General features: G+C 52.3%; 14 protein-coding genes. 7 read left to right on the top strand and 7 right to left on the bottom strand.

What is annotated here, in order from left to right; all coding sequences use genetic code 11:
* Positions 1 to 171 precede the first annotated feature (171 nt).
* The 3 genes from FZ040_RS08480 to FZ040_RS08470 form a co-directional block, all read right to left on the bottom strand.
* The gene (locus tag FZ040_RS08480; RefSeq protein ID WP_149171592.1) at positions 172 to 2,718 is read right to left on the bottom strand and encodes an autotransporter outer membrane beta-barrel domain-containing protein; all 2,547 of its coding nucleotides are present in this window, start codon (positions 2,716 to 2,718) and stop codon (positions 172 to 174) included.
* A gap of 57 nt (positions 2,719 to 2,775) precedes the next feature.
* Complete coding sequence (locus tag FZ040_RS08475) at positions 2,776 to 3,879, bottom strand: U32 family peptidase (RefSeq protein WP_149171591.1); 1,104 nt, start codon at positions 3,877 to 3,879, stop codon at positions 2,776 to 2,778.
* A gap of 192 nt (positions 3,880 to 4,071) precedes the next feature.
* Positions 4,072 to 4,383: a hypothetical protein gene (locus FZ040_RS08470; RefSeq protein WP_149171590.1), complete on the bottom strand. Its 312-nt coding sequence runs from the start codon at positions 4,381 to 4,383 to the stop codon at positions 4,072 to 4,074.
* A gap of 49 nt (positions 4,384 to 4,432) precedes the next feature.
* Between FZ040_RS08470 and FZ040_RS14125 the strand changes: the two genes are divergently transcribed.
* Positions 4,433 to 5,581, top strand: a complete 1,149-nt coding sequence (locus FZ040_RS14125; protein WP_222930954.1) for a helix-turn-helix transcriptional regulator — start codon at positions 4,433 to 4,435, stop codon at positions 5,579 to 5,581.
* Positions 5,582 to 5,924: 343 nt separating this feature from the next.
* Here FZ040_RS14125 and FZ040_RS08460 read toward each other — a convergent pair whose 3' ends face one another.
* Positions 5,925 to 7,136 carry an LCP family protein gene (locus FZ040_RS08460; protein WP_149171589.1) on the bottom strand — a complete coding sequence of 404 codons (1,212 nt, stop codon included), beginning with the start codon at positions 7,134 to 7,136 and terminating at the stop codon, positions 5,925 to 5,927.
* 556 nt (positions 7,137 to 7,692) lie between these two features.
* Here FZ040_RS08460 and FZ040_RS08455 point away from each other — a divergent pair.
* Genes FZ040_RS08455 through FZ040_RS08445 form a run of 3 tightly spaced genes read left to right on the top strand, consistent with a single transcriptional unit; the run spans position 7,693 to position 9,380 of the window.
* Positions 7,693 to 8,373, top strand: coding sequence for an MgtC/SapB family protein (locus FZ040_RS08455; protein WP_439653915.1), 681 nt, complete (start codon positions 7,693 to 7,695; stop codon positions 8,371 to 8,373).
* Between the two features lie 14 nt (positions 8,374 to 8,387).
* Positions 8,388 to 8,852 carry a cytidine deaminase gene (locus FZ040_RS08450; protein WP_149171588.1) on the top strand — a complete coding sequence of 155 codons (465 nt, stop codon included), beginning with the start codon at positions 8,388 to 8,390 and terminating at the stop codon, positions 8,850 to 8,852.
* Positions 8,853 to 8,903: 51 nt separating this feature from the next.
* A complete protein-coding gene (locus FZ040_RS08445; protein ID WP_149171587.1) occupies positions 8,904 to 9,380 on the top strand; it encodes a hypothetical protein in 477 nt (158 codons plus the stop codon).
* Positions 9,381 to 9,439: 59 nt separating this feature from the next.
* On the opposite strand, the gene FZ040_RS08440 is transcribed toward FZ040_RS08445, so the two are convergent.
* The 3 genes from FZ040_RS08440 to FZ040_RS08430 are packed head-to-tail and all read right to left on the bottom strand — an operon-like array spanning position 9,440 to position 13,038.
* Positions 9,440 to 11,335 carry a PTS fructose transporter subunit IIABC gene (locus FZ040_RS08440; RefSeq protein WP_149171586.1) on the bottom strand — a complete coding sequence of 632 codons (1,896 nt, stop codon included), beginning with the start codon at positions 11,333 to 11,335 and terminating at the stop codon, positions 9,440 to 9,442.
* A 41-nt stretch (positions 11,336 to 11,376) separates the two neighbouring features.
* On the bottom strand, positions 11,377 to 12,285 hold the full coding sequence (pfkB, locus tag FZ040_RS08435; protein ID WP_033171137.1) for a 1-phosphofructokinase: 909 nt from the start codon (positions 12,283 to 12,285) through the stop codon (positions 11,377 to 11,379).
* Between the two features lie 3 nt (positions 12,286 to 12,288).
* Positions 12,289 to 13,038, bottom strand: coding sequence for a DeoR/GlpR family DNA-binding transcription regulator (locus tag FZ040_RS08430; protein ID WP_033171136.1), 750 nt, complete (start codon positions 13,036 to 13,038; stop codon positions 12,289 to 12,291).
* Positions 13,039 to 13,348: 310 nt separating this feature from the next.
* On the opposite strand from FZ040_RS08430, the gene FZ040_RS08425 reads away from it, so the two are divergent.
* From FZ040_RS08425 to FZ040_RS08415, 3 genes are all read left to right on the top strand, one after another.
* A complete protein-coding gene (locus tag FZ040_RS08425) occupies positions 13,349 to 14,224 on the top strand; it encodes a YitT family protein (protein ID WP_149171585.1) in 876 nt (291 codons plus the stop codon).
* Between the two features lie 41 nt (positions 14,225 to 14,265).
* Positions 14,266 to 14,868: a hypothetical protein gene (locus tag FZ040_RS08420; protein ID WP_149171584.1), complete on the top strand. Its 603-nt coding sequence runs from the start codon at positions 14,266 to 14,268 to the stop codon at positions 14,866 to 14,868.
* A gap of 147 nt (positions 14,869 to 15,015) precedes the next feature.
* Positions 15,016 to 16,311, top strand: a complete 1,296-nt coding sequence (locus FZ040_RS08415; RefSeq protein ID WP_149171583.1) for an O-acetylhomoserine aminocarboxypropyltransferase/cysteine synthase family protein — start codon at positions 15,016 to 15,018, stop codon at positions 16,309 to 16,311.
* Positions 16,312 to 16,363 lie beyond the last annotated feature (52 nt).

Below are 16,363 nucleotides of genomic sequence, written 5' to 3'. Positions count from 1 at the left end.
CGGCATGAAATTCTACTTTTTCTTCTACTGATATTTTCTGTCGATTTGGCATAGAAAACTCCCCCTATGATGACAGTTTTATTTTTTACTGTCTCTCATAGGGGGAGCATATCAGAGTGATTTCTCACTCATGCAACAGCTTTTTTTATTGTTTGCTCTCCCATTTACATGTCAGAACGTCCAGGTCGCGCCGAGCTGCACGTTGCCGCCACGCTGTTTTCCGGCCCAGCCCGTCACGCCGAGGTCGAGATGCAGCGGGCCTTCGCCCGGCTTCACCTGCCACCCCAGTTCCAGCATGCCGCTGCTGCCTTTGATACTGGGACTCGGTACGCCGTTGCCGCTGAAGGTCGCACGGGCATCGCCTTTGAACTCGTACTGATAGGCAAGTCCGCCGTAGTAACTGTTACGCTCGTTGACCTTGTGGGTGAGCCTTGCGCCAATGCGAATGCGATGGCTGTCCACCGTGTCGAAGTGCCCGCGCTCGTCGGCCATGCCCGCGATGTGGACGGTTGTGTCATCTCCCGCCTGATGGCTGTAGAAATATTTGCAGTAGCCGTCGAGGGTGTTCCCGTTCCCGAGAGCGAAGGCTTTGCCTACGCCAAGGTGTGCCGCGAAATAGTTGGACGAACTGTCGTAGTCCACCCTGCCGATACTGTCAAGGTCTCCCTTGTAGTCCGAGGTCACGCGGCCGCCCCGAAGGCTGCCCTCATAATAGAAGCCATCGTTGTTCACCTGCCGCGCCATGACGCCGACACCAACGTAATGCGCCTTGCCTTCTCCCCGGGTGCCGTCGTCGAGGTGGCTGTCATAGCTGCCACCACCGTATTCGATGACAGGGCCGAAGAGCAGCTTGCCTTGTGCGTTCGGAAGCTCCCGTGCGAAGCCGACGTTCAGCCCGAAGCCTTTCGTATTGACATAGGAGCCGCTTTCCGCCCGCATGCTGGAGCCACCAATAGCCGCAAAGGGGGTGAAGCCGCCGACATTCTGCGCGCCCGTTCCGTTCTTCGCGGCTTCCGCCGCGTCGAGGGCAACGGCGTTGGCCGCCTGCATGAAGCCCTGGGAAGCCAGCATATCGGCGCCCGCGTTGACGAAAGTCGTAGTCGCCGCCCGGGTCTCCACAAGGGATTTGGCACGATCGCTGTTCTGCTTTTCTTCTTTGTCCGTAACTGTGGCAACGATCGTGTTCTCGTCCTTTTGGGAGACCTCCAGTTTATAGGACTGGTCCGTCGTCAGGGTCTTTGCCGTCGGCGTCGTCTGGATGGTGACCGTCTCGTCCGTGATCTGCTTCATGGTCGTCGTCCCGTCGGTGGTCAGGCCGCTGGGGTTCGTGATCAGGTTCACGGTGTCGCCTTTGTTGAAATTCGCCCCCGCCTGCACCGCTGCGCCGATTGTCACGCCTTTGAGGTCGGTGGCCGTGCCGTTCCCATACGCATCTTTCGCGTTGACGGTCAGCATCGTTTGGCCCGCCGATCCTTCCGGCAGGAAGAAGTTCATGTTCTGGAAGCCCACGACGCCGTCGTCTCCCACTGTTACCCCCGTTGCAGCGATATTCAGCGTATTGCCTGTGCTTGTTGCGCCTTCGCCGCCTAAAATGTGATCGACGTTGATTGCCGTCAAGATATTGACGGTGTTATCGTTCGCTTCGCCATTCATGGCCATACCGCCGTAAATCATAGTCGTCGCAGCAAGATTTGCAACGCCTGAAATCGTCACGGTGTTGCCGCTGGCCTCGGTGCTGCCCGAGCCGCCATAGATTCTACCTTTAATCGTGCCGCCGGAAATTTCCACCGTGTTGTCATTGGCGGTTCCGGAATCAGATTTACCGCCGTAAATCTCCCAAGAGCCCTCCCCAAACGTGCTGTTGCCGCTGATGGTGACATTGTTGCCTGTGGCGTTGCCGCTGGTGGTCAAAATGTCCCCTGTGAGGTCGTCAATGCTATTCTTTGCGGCGCCGCCTATAATCACCAGGCCATCAATCGCCCCCGTATTAAGGGTGGCGCCCGAGATTGTCACGCTATTGCCTGTCGCGTTCGTTCCGTCGCCATATGTATCGCCGCCCAGGATATGGAGATAGTTGGAATTACTCTTATCCGCGCTGGTGAGTGTGCCGCTGATGGTCACCGTATTGGCGTCTATGTCCCCGTTTCCAGCGCCGCCCACGATAGCGGTACCATAGTTGCCATCGCCATATTTTACGGTGCTGCCTTCGGCAATCGTGACATGATTGTCCGACACCTTCGAACCATTACCCGGCCCGAAACCGCCGTAGATATTCTGCGCCCCAGTCGTCCCGCCGAGAAAATTGACATGATTTCCCGTCACGCTGACACCATTCGCCACAAATCCGCCTGCAATGCTGTGAACGGCTATATCCGTTCCGTTGATATTGACGGTTTTTCCACTGACCGTTCCGTCCGCGCTATAGCCGCCGAAAAAACGTATACCACCATATAATAAGGAGGTGGTGGCATTGAATGTGCCCGTGATATTCAAGACATTGGCGCTTGTTGGATAAAAAAAGGAGCCACTCCCTGACATCCCTTCGGCCGGGGTTGAAGTTACCGCAAACCCAGTCCCCTGCGCGGTTACATTCGTGACCGTGACTTCCGATGCCGACGCTACAGACGGCGGGCTAAACAGTCCTCCTCCCGCGCATATCAGTGCCGCAGCCACGAGCTTTGCCAACTGTTTTTGATGCTTCTTGCCAAACTTTGTCATACTTTCTGCCTCCCTTGGCTCTAGCCGTTTATAGTAGATTTTTGATGATACCTGATACTATGTCACCTTGACCTTGAACCGGAACGATTCCCGATATTCCTTCGGAATCAGCTCCGACAGGATCTTTTCGCAAAGACCGCAACGCTCGCATTCCCTGCACTCGCAGGTCAGCAGCTTGTCCGGCACCTTGTCGATGGTTATTTTTCGCAGGATTTCCCCAGGCAGCATGTACGAAGCGAACATTAACGTACCGGAAATCATCAGCTCCGCCAGCGGCAGGCTGTCATCCTCCGCAAGATACGCGTCGATGGTCTTGAACGGGTAATCGCCCGCAGCGTTTCGTCCCGCGATTTTGTAAATGTCTACAACGTCGTCGTAGTGCTTCTGCCAGCGAGGCAAGATCCAATTGGCGCGGAACAGGTCCGCGATGCCGTTTTGACAGCAGCTCAGGAGCACCGGACGCCGCCCCATGGCAATCGACAAATTATGATTGAAGGAATTCGGGCATCCCATCAGGCAAGCCTCGTTTACCAGGCATTTCAGCTTGAAGCCCGCGTCGTGCATCTCTTTCAGCCTCGTCGGCGTGCGCAGGATTTCCCGCGGCGGGTTGAACACAGCGACGCCGCATTTCTCCTGCCAGATTTCCATTTGCCGCAGGTTCCACTGGTAGGCGTTGCACGAGGTGTGTATCTCTACCTCCGGCAAGAGCGCGTGCAAGAGCGCCGCCACCCGATAGTCGGAAAGGATAAATCCTTCGATCTGAAGCTCGTTTGCCGCCCGCGCCAGTGTGACGACGAAATTCTTGACTTCTTCGTCGGTGGCGAAGGGATAACACATGGCGTTGACGGGACAGATACGGCGCACCTTGCCCTTGGAAAGGCGCAGGAACTCGAAGCAGTTTTTCAGGTAAAGAGCGCGCATCGCGTCCACATTGGCAGGATTTTCTCCCGCCGATTTTCTATCATCAAAGGTGAATCTCACGTGAGAGATCATCTCTTTGAACGGCAGCTCGCAATAGACGTGGTCGATGTGTTTTTTGCGTTTCGCCACCTCCTGCAAGAACCATTCGGGATCAACGCCGTTATATGGAACGGAGTAGATTCGACAGTCCGGGTTCATGACAACGTCCCCCTTTTCCATTTTATATACCCCGCTATTCAATGACGACAGGAAAATTTCCTTTTGCCCTTTCGTACAGTTTTGCCGTGTAAGCAGGGGAGAAGGGGAGAATCGACCTGTACCCGCGTACAGTATTGCAATTATATCTGCTGATCGTTGCTTTCTTATTGCCGATACAGAATTTTTTGCATATAATATTTATGTGCGATTGTTATCCTTGACAAGAAATTATTTTCATTTTATTTTTTCATTTGAATTGCCAATTTGTTGATTGATAATTTGAATATAAAAGGATTTGATGAACGTGACTCCTACATCTTTATCGCCGATATTGCGTTCCATTCTCTTACCCAAAATGGTCGGCGCAGATAGATGCACCGTGTCCTTGTTCGTGGCCAATGCATTGTACTTTTTCTGGGCCACCACAGTGTACATGGCGCTCCATTTTGCTGGCATCGACTGGCCACAAAATTTTTTCTCTTCCATTATTCCCGGTACGGAAATGTTACCGGATCTTTGCATGATGTTGGCGGTTTTCTCCGGCACCTTGTGCTACGGGCTCCGGCCTCCATGCTGGCAGCGGTATCTGCTTCCGGTGTTGGCGACGATCATGCTTTCCGTAATGGCGTTCCCATTCGTGGCAGCTGAATCTCGCCTGTTGCTGCTTGCCTTCTTTATGGCGCTTTCAGGGGGCGTGTTTGCGCTGATTTTCCATCTGATATCCCTGCAAGTGGCGCCGGACGTGACCGGTCGCTTCTTCGGTTTTTCGACCGCCTTTTCCCTGCTGTTGCAGTCTGGTTTCCATGCTGCTTTTGACGCTTCGTTGATCGGCTTTCTGACTGCTTCGCTGCTGTGCATGGGCGCTCTGGCAATGTTATTGCCCAAATGCTTGGAACAGCTTGCCCCGCTGGAAACGCCAGCGGATGAACAACCTGCAGAACAAACGCCTCTTCGTGTTGATATATCCGTTTTCCGCTGGTCCGTACCCATGACGCTTTTGATTGTCGTCCTGCTGTCCCTGCTCCATGGCATTGGGGACCTGTATATGGACGCTTATCACAATTTTAATGATTTGTTTGGATTCTCTCGTCTGTCCTATGGCGCAGGTTCCATCGCAGCCGGTTATTTTGCCGACCGCAACCGGCTGTATCTGCCCTTGGCCGCACTTTTTGCCAAAGCGCAGGACATTGGGGATATCTGGATCGGACAAGAACAGGTTTTGTATTACCCACTCCATTATTTTGGCGATTTCATGAATGGCTTCTTTACATTGTTCATCATTCTAGCCTTTGTAGATCTCGCCGCTCATCGGCCATCGCTGAAGCCCTGGGCCGTAACCGGTCGTTCCGTGCAGATGTTTACCGTCAGCGTGGCCACTGTTTTCGGCGCTTTTATACTGGATGCGGACAAACTGTTCTTTACGTTGCTGTATGTATTAGCCATTGCCGGGTGCCTGGTCATTATTTTTTACAGCAGTGCCCTGCGTTTTAAACTTGGTTCCGCCGCAGCGGAGGTGACACTCCCGTTACCTGCCCCGAATTACTGCACCCGCTACGGACTGACTCAGCGAGAGACTGAGGTGCTGGATTGCATTCTTTCTGGCCAAAGCATTGCCGAAATCAGCGAAGCGCTTTTCATCAGCCAGCGAACGGTCAAGTTTCACATTACCAGCCTGCTGCGCAAAACTGGCACCACTTCGCAAAAGGAATTGCTCCTGCTGCTGTACGAAAAGCAGGGAAAGTAAATTACAAAGGGAATAACAGACTAAAGGGGCTATCGCATGAATGTTTTTGTCTTTGAACTGCTCCCCGTCAAGAGGACAATAAAAAATTATAAGATTTCTTTGGCCGGTAGATTCGTCTGCCGGTCTTTTTTTGCGGCTAAATACAAGGTGTGTTTCTCTATTTTTTTAAGAGGTCACGCTCCATCTCAGCCATATACAGCTGATGTTTCAATTTCTGGATTTCAATCCGATAAACGGTAATTGGTAAAAAATGCGTGGATAAATTCATAAAAGCCTCCGTAAGTTAGATTAATCCATCTAACTTACGGAGGCTTCTATGTTTTGTATTGATAAGAATCTGAAGTTATTGTGTCTTGGTCGCACCAGTGCCACTGCGGCTCGGAGCAGCGGGTTCATCTGCTGCTGGCGGGCTGCTTTCCGGTTTGCTGTTTGATTCATGGCGTGGGCTGGTGGATTCCGTGCGGCCACCGGATTCATTGCTGCGGAGTTCGCTGCGGCGGGACGATTTGGTGGAGCTGCTGCTCTTGGTATTGCCAATCGATTTGTCGCTGGCAGGTACTTCCTTGGCTGTGGACGGAATCGAGCGCTCGTATTCCTTGATGTCGTCTTCCATGCGGGAACGGACTTTAGCGCTCATGTTGACGCCGAGGGTTTCGGCAACCGTGGTGCGGATCTTATTGAGGTCCGGAATCCAGTAGCTTACGCCATCGATGTAGAGCGGGCGGCCCGGAACCATATCGGTCTTGAGGCCATTGCTCTTGGATTCCTTGAGGGTGCCGGCAAGTTCCAACAGCTGGCGGAAGGAAAGGTCCGTCTTGATGGAGCCCATGACTTCGCGGATGATGCCCGGGAGTTTGGGAATGACTGCCGGCGAGACCATCTTGTCGATGCAGGCCTTGATGAAGTACTGCTGGCGGCGGATACGGCCCAAATCGCCCTCCTCGTCGCGGTAGCGGACGTAGGTGATGGCCTTGGCACCATCCATGTGCTGCATACCCGGCTGGAAATCAATCAGCAGGCCGCCGTCATCGTCATAGGGGTCTTCGTAATGCATGCGCTTTGGCACATCGATATCGATGCCGCCGAGAGCGTCAATGATTTTGGAAAACGACTTCGTGTTGATGATGACGTAGTGTTCGATGTTGACACCAAGCAAATTCTCCACGGTCTCCTGGGAGAGTTTTTCATGGCCGTAAGCATAGGCTGCGTTGACCTTGTCGAAGCCATGTCCCTTGATTTTAACGCGCGTATCGCGTGGCACGGACAGCAGGGAGGCTTGTTTCAGCTTAGGGTCGACGGCGGCAATCATGAGCGTGTCACTGCGGCCAACGTCGCCATCGCGTTCATCGACGCCCATAATCATGACCGTCGTCTTATCTTTCGCCGTCAGCAGGCCGTCATCGACGGCCTGTTCAATCGGTTTATCGAGCAGGCTGCTGTTAGCGAACAGTGCTCCGCCGATTGCTGCCGCAGCGAAACAAAAAAACAGAAGAACCCATGGCCAGATGCGGCGCTTCTTCTGTGATCTGCGCGGAGGATATTTAGAATTCTGCAAAAATCATACCTTCTTTTCTGATAGTCTCATCTATTAATAACGTAAGAAATATGCGTACATTAGCTATTATAAAGAGATATTTCGTAATGTGCAATTATAATTTTCCTATGATACATATATCAATGAGTTTATAGGATGTTGATGAAAAAAAGAAGGAAAAGTTTATGAAGTGGAAAAAAAATACGGCGAGACAAAGCGATTTTGTAAACCGTGTTTTGTCCGCTTAGTTATCCACAGAATAAAGCGCAGGATGTTGGGGATAAAAACACAAAATATGGAAATATGGGGGAAGAATGACCAAATATATAGGGTTATCCACGGATTTATCCACAATATCCACAAGAATTGGTCCAGAGATTAGCCACAATATACACATCGCTGTTATTTATTATAGAAGGAAATGTTAATTTTTAGGCTGTGTTCGCTGGCGTTATCCACAGGTGTGGATTGTTTTGTGGATAACGAAAGATTGTTTGCTTTTTGTTTGTGAGAAGGATTCTGCCAAGCAGACGGCGAAATTATTCATGATATATTAAAAAGAAAGGAGATGAGCAGCTTGGTGGCTGATGGAGAATTATTTTTCCGTTTGGTATTGGCTTGCGTGCTCGGCGGCGTTATTGGCTACGAGCGTCAGTCACGGCGCAAATCAGCAGGTCTTCGGACCAATATGCTGGTATGTCTCGGTTCCTGTCTGGTCATGGTCCTTTCGCAGGCGCTCTATCGGGAGGTAGAGGGGCTGACTAATGCAGACCCTGCCCGTTTGGCAGCTCAGGTCGTCAGCGGCATTGGTTTTTTGGGTGCCGGGGCTATCATGAAGGAAGGCCTGACGGTTACGGGCCTTACGACAGCGGCCTGCCTTTGGGTGGTGGCCGGGGTTGGTCTCGCCGTTGGTGCCGGCTTTTATTCGGGGGCGCTGATGGCCACGGCGTTGGTGTTTGTGACGCTGGGGAGCTTGTCGCGGCTCGATGAATGGGTGGATCATGAGAAGAATTTTGTCTTGTGCATTCATACGGTGGACAAGCCCGGCCAGGTCATGAAGATAAGCTCCTGCCTCGAGGATTTGCAGCTGCGGATTCGCGGTGTCAAGCTCAAAGCCGATGAAGATGAGGCTGACGTGAGCGGGGAGCGGCTGCTCTATATCAACCTCGAGGTTTACAACAAGCAGGGAGTAAAGAGCGTCATCATCGTCGATGCCGTGCGGCAGATTGATGGCGTACACAGTGTGGATATTTCCTGATTCTGCAGGTCTTATTGGTCAAGGCTTCCAGGACGGGGTTCATTTTAGCAAAGGAGAGATTGTTTATGTTAAACGAAGAAATCGTAGATTCTATGGTTCGTGCTGCGATGAAGGCAATGGACAACGCCTATGTGCCGTATGGCGGTCATCCGGTTGGTGCCTGTGCACTGGCTGCCGATGGCACGCTCTATACCGGCGTAAACATCGAAAACGCCGTTGCCCGTCTGTCGGTGGCGGCCGCTGAGGTGGCTATGTACCGCGCCGTAGCAGATGGCAAGCGCGAGTTTGACGGGGTGCTGGTCATTTCGGATTTTGAACGCCCCTTTGTCCCCAATGGTGCCGTTTTGCAGCTGCTGGCGGAGTTTGAGGTACCAGAAGTCATTATGGTGAATATGGAAGGCGAGATTGAGCAGGCAGACCTGAAAAAGCTGCTGCCCTATGCCCGTGAACCAATCGAAAATTCTGCCCACGAGGATTAAGCTTTTGCTCCATTCTTTCGATAGTATAGGTAAGAGAAAGGATGGTGCGTAATGGGCGTGAATAACAGTATGGATGTGCTGGCGTCCTTGCAGGCGCTGGCGGCCAGGAAAAGCACTGCGGCGGAGCGCGGTAGTGCTGCTTCAAACGCGGGCCAGGAATCCTTTGCGGATGTCTGGGCGCAGGTTAAAAAGGAGCAGCAGGAGTGGAAGGAGACCTTGGATGCGGTGGATTTGGCGCAGTATAAGTTGTCCCTGGCGGACAGCTTCTGGTCGGACCGCACAAAGGCCAACAAATACCTCCGGAACTATGTCCAGCGCCAGCAGCGCAGTATCAACCAGCAGAATCTGACGGAAATCACGAAGAATATCGCCTGGCTCAATCATCTCAATATGAGCGGTGTGTTAAATGGCAATATCGATACGGAGGCAGCCCAGGCGGCCGGTAAGACGATACAGACGGCGCTGCAGGGATTGATTGTGCAGAATATCAAAAATACCAGTACCATGTATCTATTCGGTGGTTTCTAAGTGTTAATGCAATAAAAAATGCTCGTTGGCGTTTTGCCAACGAGCATTTTTTATATTACTTAGTCTTTGATTGGTTTCTTGAGTACGGAAAGTACAGCACAGCCAACGATAGCGCCGACAATGATTGCCACGAGGTACATGACCGGGTTGCCAATCGTCGGAACGACGAAGATACCGCCGTGCGGAGCACGCAGCGTGCAGTCAAAGGCCATCGTCAGGGCACCAGCCGTAGCGGAACCGAGAACCATGGACGGGATGACGCGCAGCGGGTCACCAGCTGCGAACGGGATAGCACCCTCCGTGATGAAGGAGAGGCCCATGACGTAGTTCGTTACGCCAGCTTTGCGCTCGCTTTCGGTGAAGCGGTTCTTGAAGAACGTCGTGCAGAGGGCGATAGCGAGCGGCGGAACCATACCACCGGCCATGACAGCAGCCATGACGTGGAACTCGCCGGAAGCCAGCAGGCCAGTACCCGTAACGTAAGCAGCTTTGTTGATTGGGCCGCCCATGTCAACAGCCATCATACCGCCCATGACGATACCGAGCAGGATGCGGGCATTCGGGTCCATGTTCTTGAGCGTATCGACCATCCAGGTGTTCAGGGCACCGACCGGCGGAGCGATGATGAACATGCTGATGACGCCGATAATTAGGATACCGAAGAACGGATAGAGCAGAACCGGCTTGATGCCGTCGAGGGATTCCGGCAGGCAGCTGAAGGCTTTCTTGAGGAAGTTTACAGCATAACCGCCGACGAAACCAGCGACGAGAGCGCCGAGGAAGCCGGAACCCGTCGTGCCAGCCAGAGCGCCGCCGACGAAACCGACAGCAAGACCCGGGCGGTCAGCAATCGACATGGAGATGAAACCAGCGAGAACCGGCAGCATGAAGCCGAAGGCTGCGCCACCGATATCTTTGAAGAATTTCGCAACCGGCGTGTTGGAGCCGAAGTTTTTCGGGTCGATGGAGTAATCATCGAGCAGGAAGGCAAGAGCGATAAGGATACCGCCGCCAACAACGAACGGCAGCATGTGGCTGACACCGTTCATGAGGTGCTTGTAAATCTGACGGCCGAGGCTCTCACCAGCGACGTCAGCAGCGCCTTCGGCTGCATCGGAGCCGTTAGCCTGGTATACCGGAGCATTGCCGGAAAGTGCGCGGTCGAGGAGCTCGTCCGCTTTGTTGATGCCGTCAGCAACCTTCGTGATGACGACGCGCTTGCCAGCGAAGCGGGCCATAGCGACGTTTTTGTCGGCAGCGACGATGATGCCGTCAGCAGCAGCGATTTCCTCGTCGGTCAGGACGTTTTTCGCACCGCCGGAGCCGTTGGTTTCAACTTTGATGCTGATGCCGCGTTTTTTTGCATGCTGTTCGAGGCTCTCAGCAGCCATGAACGTGTGGGCGATACCCGTCGGGCAGGCCGTAACAGCGAGGACCTGGATGTGGTCGGATACCGGAGCTGCCTCTTCTTCCTCAGCAGCAGCCGGAGCGACGAAGTTGCCGTCTTCTTTGTCGTCGACGAGCTTAAGGAATTCTTCCTTCGTCTTAGCGGCAATCAGTGCCTCTTTGAAATCCGGGTCCATAATCATCGTAGCGAGTTTGGACAGGATGGCCAGATGCTCATCGTTCGCGGAATCCGGAGCGGCAATCATGAAGAACAGGCGGCTCGGGTTGCCGTCCATGGATTCGAAGTCCATGCCAGCCGGAACCGTCATAGCAGCCAGACCAGCTGCCTTAACGCCAGCACTCTTGGCATGCGGCGTGGCGATACCATCACCAAGACCGGTAGTACCCGAAGCCTCACGGGTAAATACATCCTTCGTGTACTGTTCCTTGTCGGAAAGGTTGCCGCCGGCCTCCATGAGGTCAGCCAGCTGATTGATTGCAGCGGCTTTGTCAGCCGGAGCTGCACCCAGCAGGATGCTGTCGCTCTTGAGCAAATCCGTAATTCGCATTATATTCTCTCCTTTGTATAAAGTATTTATGATAACTATGGTTATGCGATGGTTTTGAGGAGTGCTTCAACTTCCGGACGCGTAGCGAGATTTTCGCTGAAAGCGGAAGCGGAACCGGTGGCAACACCCATGTGGAAGGCTTTTTCGAAGTCGCCCTCCGATTCCATGTAGCCCGTGATGAAACCTGCTACCATGGAGTCGCCAGCGCCGACGGAGTTGATGAGTTTGCCTTTCGGGGCCGGGCACTTGTAGGACTTGCCTTCTGCCGTCAGCAGGATAGCGCCGTCGCCGGCCATGGAAATCAGTACGTTCTGCGCACCTTTTTCCTGCAGTTTCTTGGCGTAGGTGATAATCTCTTCATCCGTCGTGAGTTTCACGCCGAACATGTCACCGAGTTCGTGGTTGTTCGGTTTGATGAGGAACGGATGATACTGCAGGACGTTTAAGAGCAGGTTCTTCTCGGCATCGACGACGATGCGGATGCCCTTGCCGTCAAGGCGGGCCATGATTTTCTGATAAATGTCATCCGGCAGCGTCTTGGGAATCGAGCCAGCCAGTACCAGCGTGTCGCCCTCCTGCAGTTTGTCGAGCTGGGCGAACAGTTCTTCGCGTTTTGCTTCGCTGATATCCGGTCCCTGACCGTTGATTTCGGTCTCGCAGTCTGCTTTGGCCTTGACGTTGATGCGTGAGAAGCCCTTCTCGAGCTGAACGAAGTCGCTCTTTACGCCGAAGCCCTTGAGCTGATCCTTGATTTCCTCACCCGTGAAACCGGCGAGGAAGCCCAGGGCCGTGCTCTCGTGACCGAGGTTCTTGAGCACGATGGATACGTTGATGCCCTTGCCACCAGCTAAAACCTGTTCGTAGTTTACGCGGTTGATGGCACCAGCGGTGAATTTGTCCATGCGGACGATGTAATCCAGTGACGGATTAAAAGTAACCGTATAAATCATGAGTTATAAATCCCCCTCAATGATAGTAGTGTAGTCCCGATATTTCTTATCCTCCAGGCGTCCGGTGATGATGGAAGCACTGGAAATGTTCGCAAAGGTAATCGGTGAAATCTTGTTGAATTTTGACCGGTCGGCCAGAACGAAGGCATGGGTGCAGCGGGAAAGGGCCGCTCCCTTTATGATGCCCTCGCTGGAATCCGGAGTCGAAAATCCGGATTTGGTGCTGATACCGTTCGTGCCAAAGAAGCCCTTAGTGAAGTTATAGGAACGGAGGTTGTTGAGTGCCTCTGTTCCGACAACGGCTTCCGTGACGGCCTTGAGTTCGCCGCCGAGGATGAATACCTTGAAACCTTTAGCCGATAAGCGTGATGCATGGGGAAGGCCATTGGTCACATATACGGCACTGGTTTCCGTTATGAAGTCAATCATCCGGAGCGTCGTAGAACCAGCATCGATATAGACGAAATCCTTGCGCTTAATGAGACTGGCTGCCTTGCGGGCAATGGCAATCTTTTCTTCCGGGAAAAGGTCGCGCTTGGTCTTCATATCCTCTTCTGCCGAACTGTAATTGTTGTCGATAGAAGTAGCACCACCGTAAACCTTATAGAGGCGGCCGCTTTTGTGCAGCGCGGTAAGGTCACGGCGGACAGTGGATTCCGAAGCATCGAGTGCTTTGGTGAGGTCCAATACGGTAACAGCCTTTTTTTCTTCGAGAATGCGGAGAATCGTCGCATAGCGTTCTTCCGTAAGCATGTTGGCTATCACTCCTTATTTACTACATCATACAACTAAAGTCTGTCAAAGTCAATCAAAACCACGAATAACCATGCAAGAAAAATTATAAAGAATCGGGTGATATGGTAAAAGACAGGACGAAACGATAATAGTTGACCAAAGTCACGAATTATACAAAAATAAAAGTTCACAAAAAGCGACAAGTTGGTTATCAAATGTCAGAAAATGGAGGCTATTTTCCCGGGAAATGTTACGGAAGTTATTTTCCTTACAGTCAAATGGGAAAAATTGGGTTATAATAGAAGAAAAAACATGGGAGTGTGAATCTATGGAAAAAAAGAAAAAAATAGTTCAGCATCGGCCAAAATCGTTTTACATAAAGAAATACCTGACGATTTTAGTTGGTGCTATCATTGCCGCCATAGGTTTGGAATTGTTCCTGATTCCCAATGAGGTTATCGATGGTGGCGTTGTCGGTATTTCCATCATGATGAGTTCGATTACGGGAATGTCACTGGGTATCTTTCTGGTACTATTGAATTTGCCGTTCCTATATTTAGGATATAAACAGATAGGCAAGAATTTTGCTATCGCTACCTTGATTGCTATCTGCCTGCTCTCGCTTTGGTCGTTTGTCTTTGGCTCGTTTCCGAAAGTTACCGATGACCCGTTCCTGGCGGCTATCTTCGGCGGCATTGTCGACGGCCTCGGCGTTGGTCTTATCATCCGCGCGGGCGGCAGTCTTGACGGCACGGAAATCGTGGCGATTATCATGGATAAGAAATCGGTTTTCTCGGTCGGCGAAGTCGTCATGTTCATCAACCTGTTTATCCTGTCGGCGGCGGGGCTGCTCTATGGCTGGGATAAGGCAATGTATTCGCTGGTCGCTTATTTCGTCATTTCCAAGATGATTGATGTGGTCATCAAGGGCCTTGATGAATCCTATGCGGTCATGATTGTCACCAATGAGCATGAGGAGATTACGTCAGCACTCAATGACCGCCTCGGGCGCGGCGTAACACTGTTGCATGGCGCTGGCGGTTATACGGGGGAGAGCAAGGAAGTGCTCTACTGCGTCGTTACGCGCTTGGAGGTAGATAAACTCAAGGAAATCGTACTCGAAAAGGATGAGAGCGCCTTTGTCACGATAAATGTCGTTCATGACATCGTCGGCGGGCGGTTTAAGAAAAAGGCCATTCATTAACGCGTTTATGCGCGGTACATGTTGCTAAAGGAGGGGATTCTATGCGACGGATAATTGGACTGGCTCTGACCGTGCTGCTGCTTTGGGCAGCGCAGGTCAGTGCGGCTGAGCGGGTTCCTTTGCGGGTGGCTCAGCTGCCGCTGAAAATCGAAAGCTATATGGTTCCTTCCCAGAATGTGCGGGATAGTCTGGAAAAACAGGTGGACAGAAGCCTGCATGTGCCGCTCAATGGCACATTGAAGGCCGTGGAATACATTCCCGAGCGCGAGTGTCTGAAAGCCTGGGAACAAATCACCGCGGCAGCGGGAAAACGAGTCAAGGCTAAAGATATCGTAAAGCCGCTGGCCGAAAAATTGCAGGCGGACTTGGTCGTGCTGCCGATACTGACCGGCTATGAGCAGTATACGCGCATGAGTTTTCGCTGGGACCGCGGGCTGCTGCTGCACAGCTATGCCGCTGTACAGATTGTCGGGTATGACCGCCAGAGCGATGAGGTTTTCCGCAAGGGGACGTCGCGGCGGTTCGATGACGAATATTCCGCCGCCGGCGAGGTATCACAGCTGGCCCGGGAGGCGATGGATGACGCGCTCCGCGATGCCGCCATCCATGACCGGGTCTGGAAATGGAAAACGAATGTTAAATGAGGAGAAACAGGATTTGGCACAAAAAGGGCTAAATCCTGTTATTTTTTTACAAAAAAGTATTGACACTTAACAATGTTACAGATATAATGTAAACATATTAATCAGATATGTTTACGAAAATGTTAATTGCGAAAAGAGGTTATCATCATGAGTGAAGAGAGAAAATATCATTTTGAAACGTTGCAGCTTCATGTTGGTCAGGAGCAGGCTGACCCGACGACGGATGCCCGTGCGGTTCCTATTTATCAGTCGACGTCTTTCGTTTTCCACGATTTCCAGCATGCCGCTGACCGCTTTGCCCTGAAAGATGCCGGTTATGTTTACGGCCGTCTGACGAATCCGACCGAGGATGTTTTTGCTAAGCGCATCGCTGCTCTGGAAGGCGGCGTAGCTGCTGTGGCTTTGGCATCTGGTGCAGCAGCTGTTACCTATACGCTTGAGGCACTGGTTCATTCCGGCCAGCACATCGTCGCTGCTACGACGATTTACGGCGGTACGTACAACCTCTTTGAACATACTTTCCCGAACTACGGTATCGAGACGACGTTTGTTGACCCGACCAAAGGAATTGAGGTATTTGAAGAAGCAATCAAGGAAAATACGCGCGCTGTCTATATCGAGTCCATCGGCAATCCGAATGCCAACCTCATCGATATCGAGGCTGTGGCTGCCATTGCGCATAAGCACAACATTCCGCTGGTCGTTGACAGCACGTTTGCTACTCCGTATCAGCTTCGTCCGTTCGATTATGGTGCCGACATCGTCGTTCATTCGGCAACGAAATTCATCGGCGGCCATGGCACGACGCTCGGCGGCGTAATCGTCGACAGCGGCAAGTTTGACTGGATTGCTTCGGGCAAATTCCCGCAGTTTGTTGAGCCGAACGAAAGCTATCATGGCATCAGCTTTGCCAAAGACGTCGGTGCGGCTGCCTTTGCCACCTATGTCCGCACGCTTATCCTGCGCGATGAGGGCGCAACGCTTTCGCCGTTCAACGCGTTCCTGCTGCTGCAGGGCACGGAGACGCTGTCGCTGCGCGTTGAGCGCCATGTCGAGAATGCCCTGAAAGTCGTGGATTACCTGGCCAAGAATCCGAAGGTCACGAAGGTAAATCATCCGGCTCAGGCCGATCATCCGGATCATGAGCTCTACAAAAAATACTTCCCGAACGGTGGTATTTCCATCTTCACGTTTGAAATCGCCGGCGGCGAAAAAGCTGCGGAGAAATTCATCAACCACCTGCAGGTATTCAGCCTGCTGGCTAACGTAGCCGATGTGAAGTCGCTCGTCATCCATCCGGCAACGACGACCCACAGCCAGATGAACGATGAGGAGCTGGCTGCTTCGGGCATCACCCGCTCCACGATTCGACTCTCCATCGGTACCGAGCATATCGATGATATTCTGTATGACCTCGACCAGGCGTTTAAAGCTATCGATTAAATTTCATTCATTACCCCTAAAGTCCCAGTCGTTTGCCAGCGGCTGGGATTTT

The sequence above is a fragment of the Pseudoselenomonas ruminis genome, assembly GCF_008271295.1.
Classification (GTDB): Bacteria; Bacillota; Negativicutes; order Selenomonadales; family Selenomonadaceae; genus Selenomonas_A; species Selenomonas_A ruminis.
The sequence above is the reverse complement of the archived record's forward strand: the minus strand, read 5'-3'. Positions and strand labels throughout refer to the sequence as shown.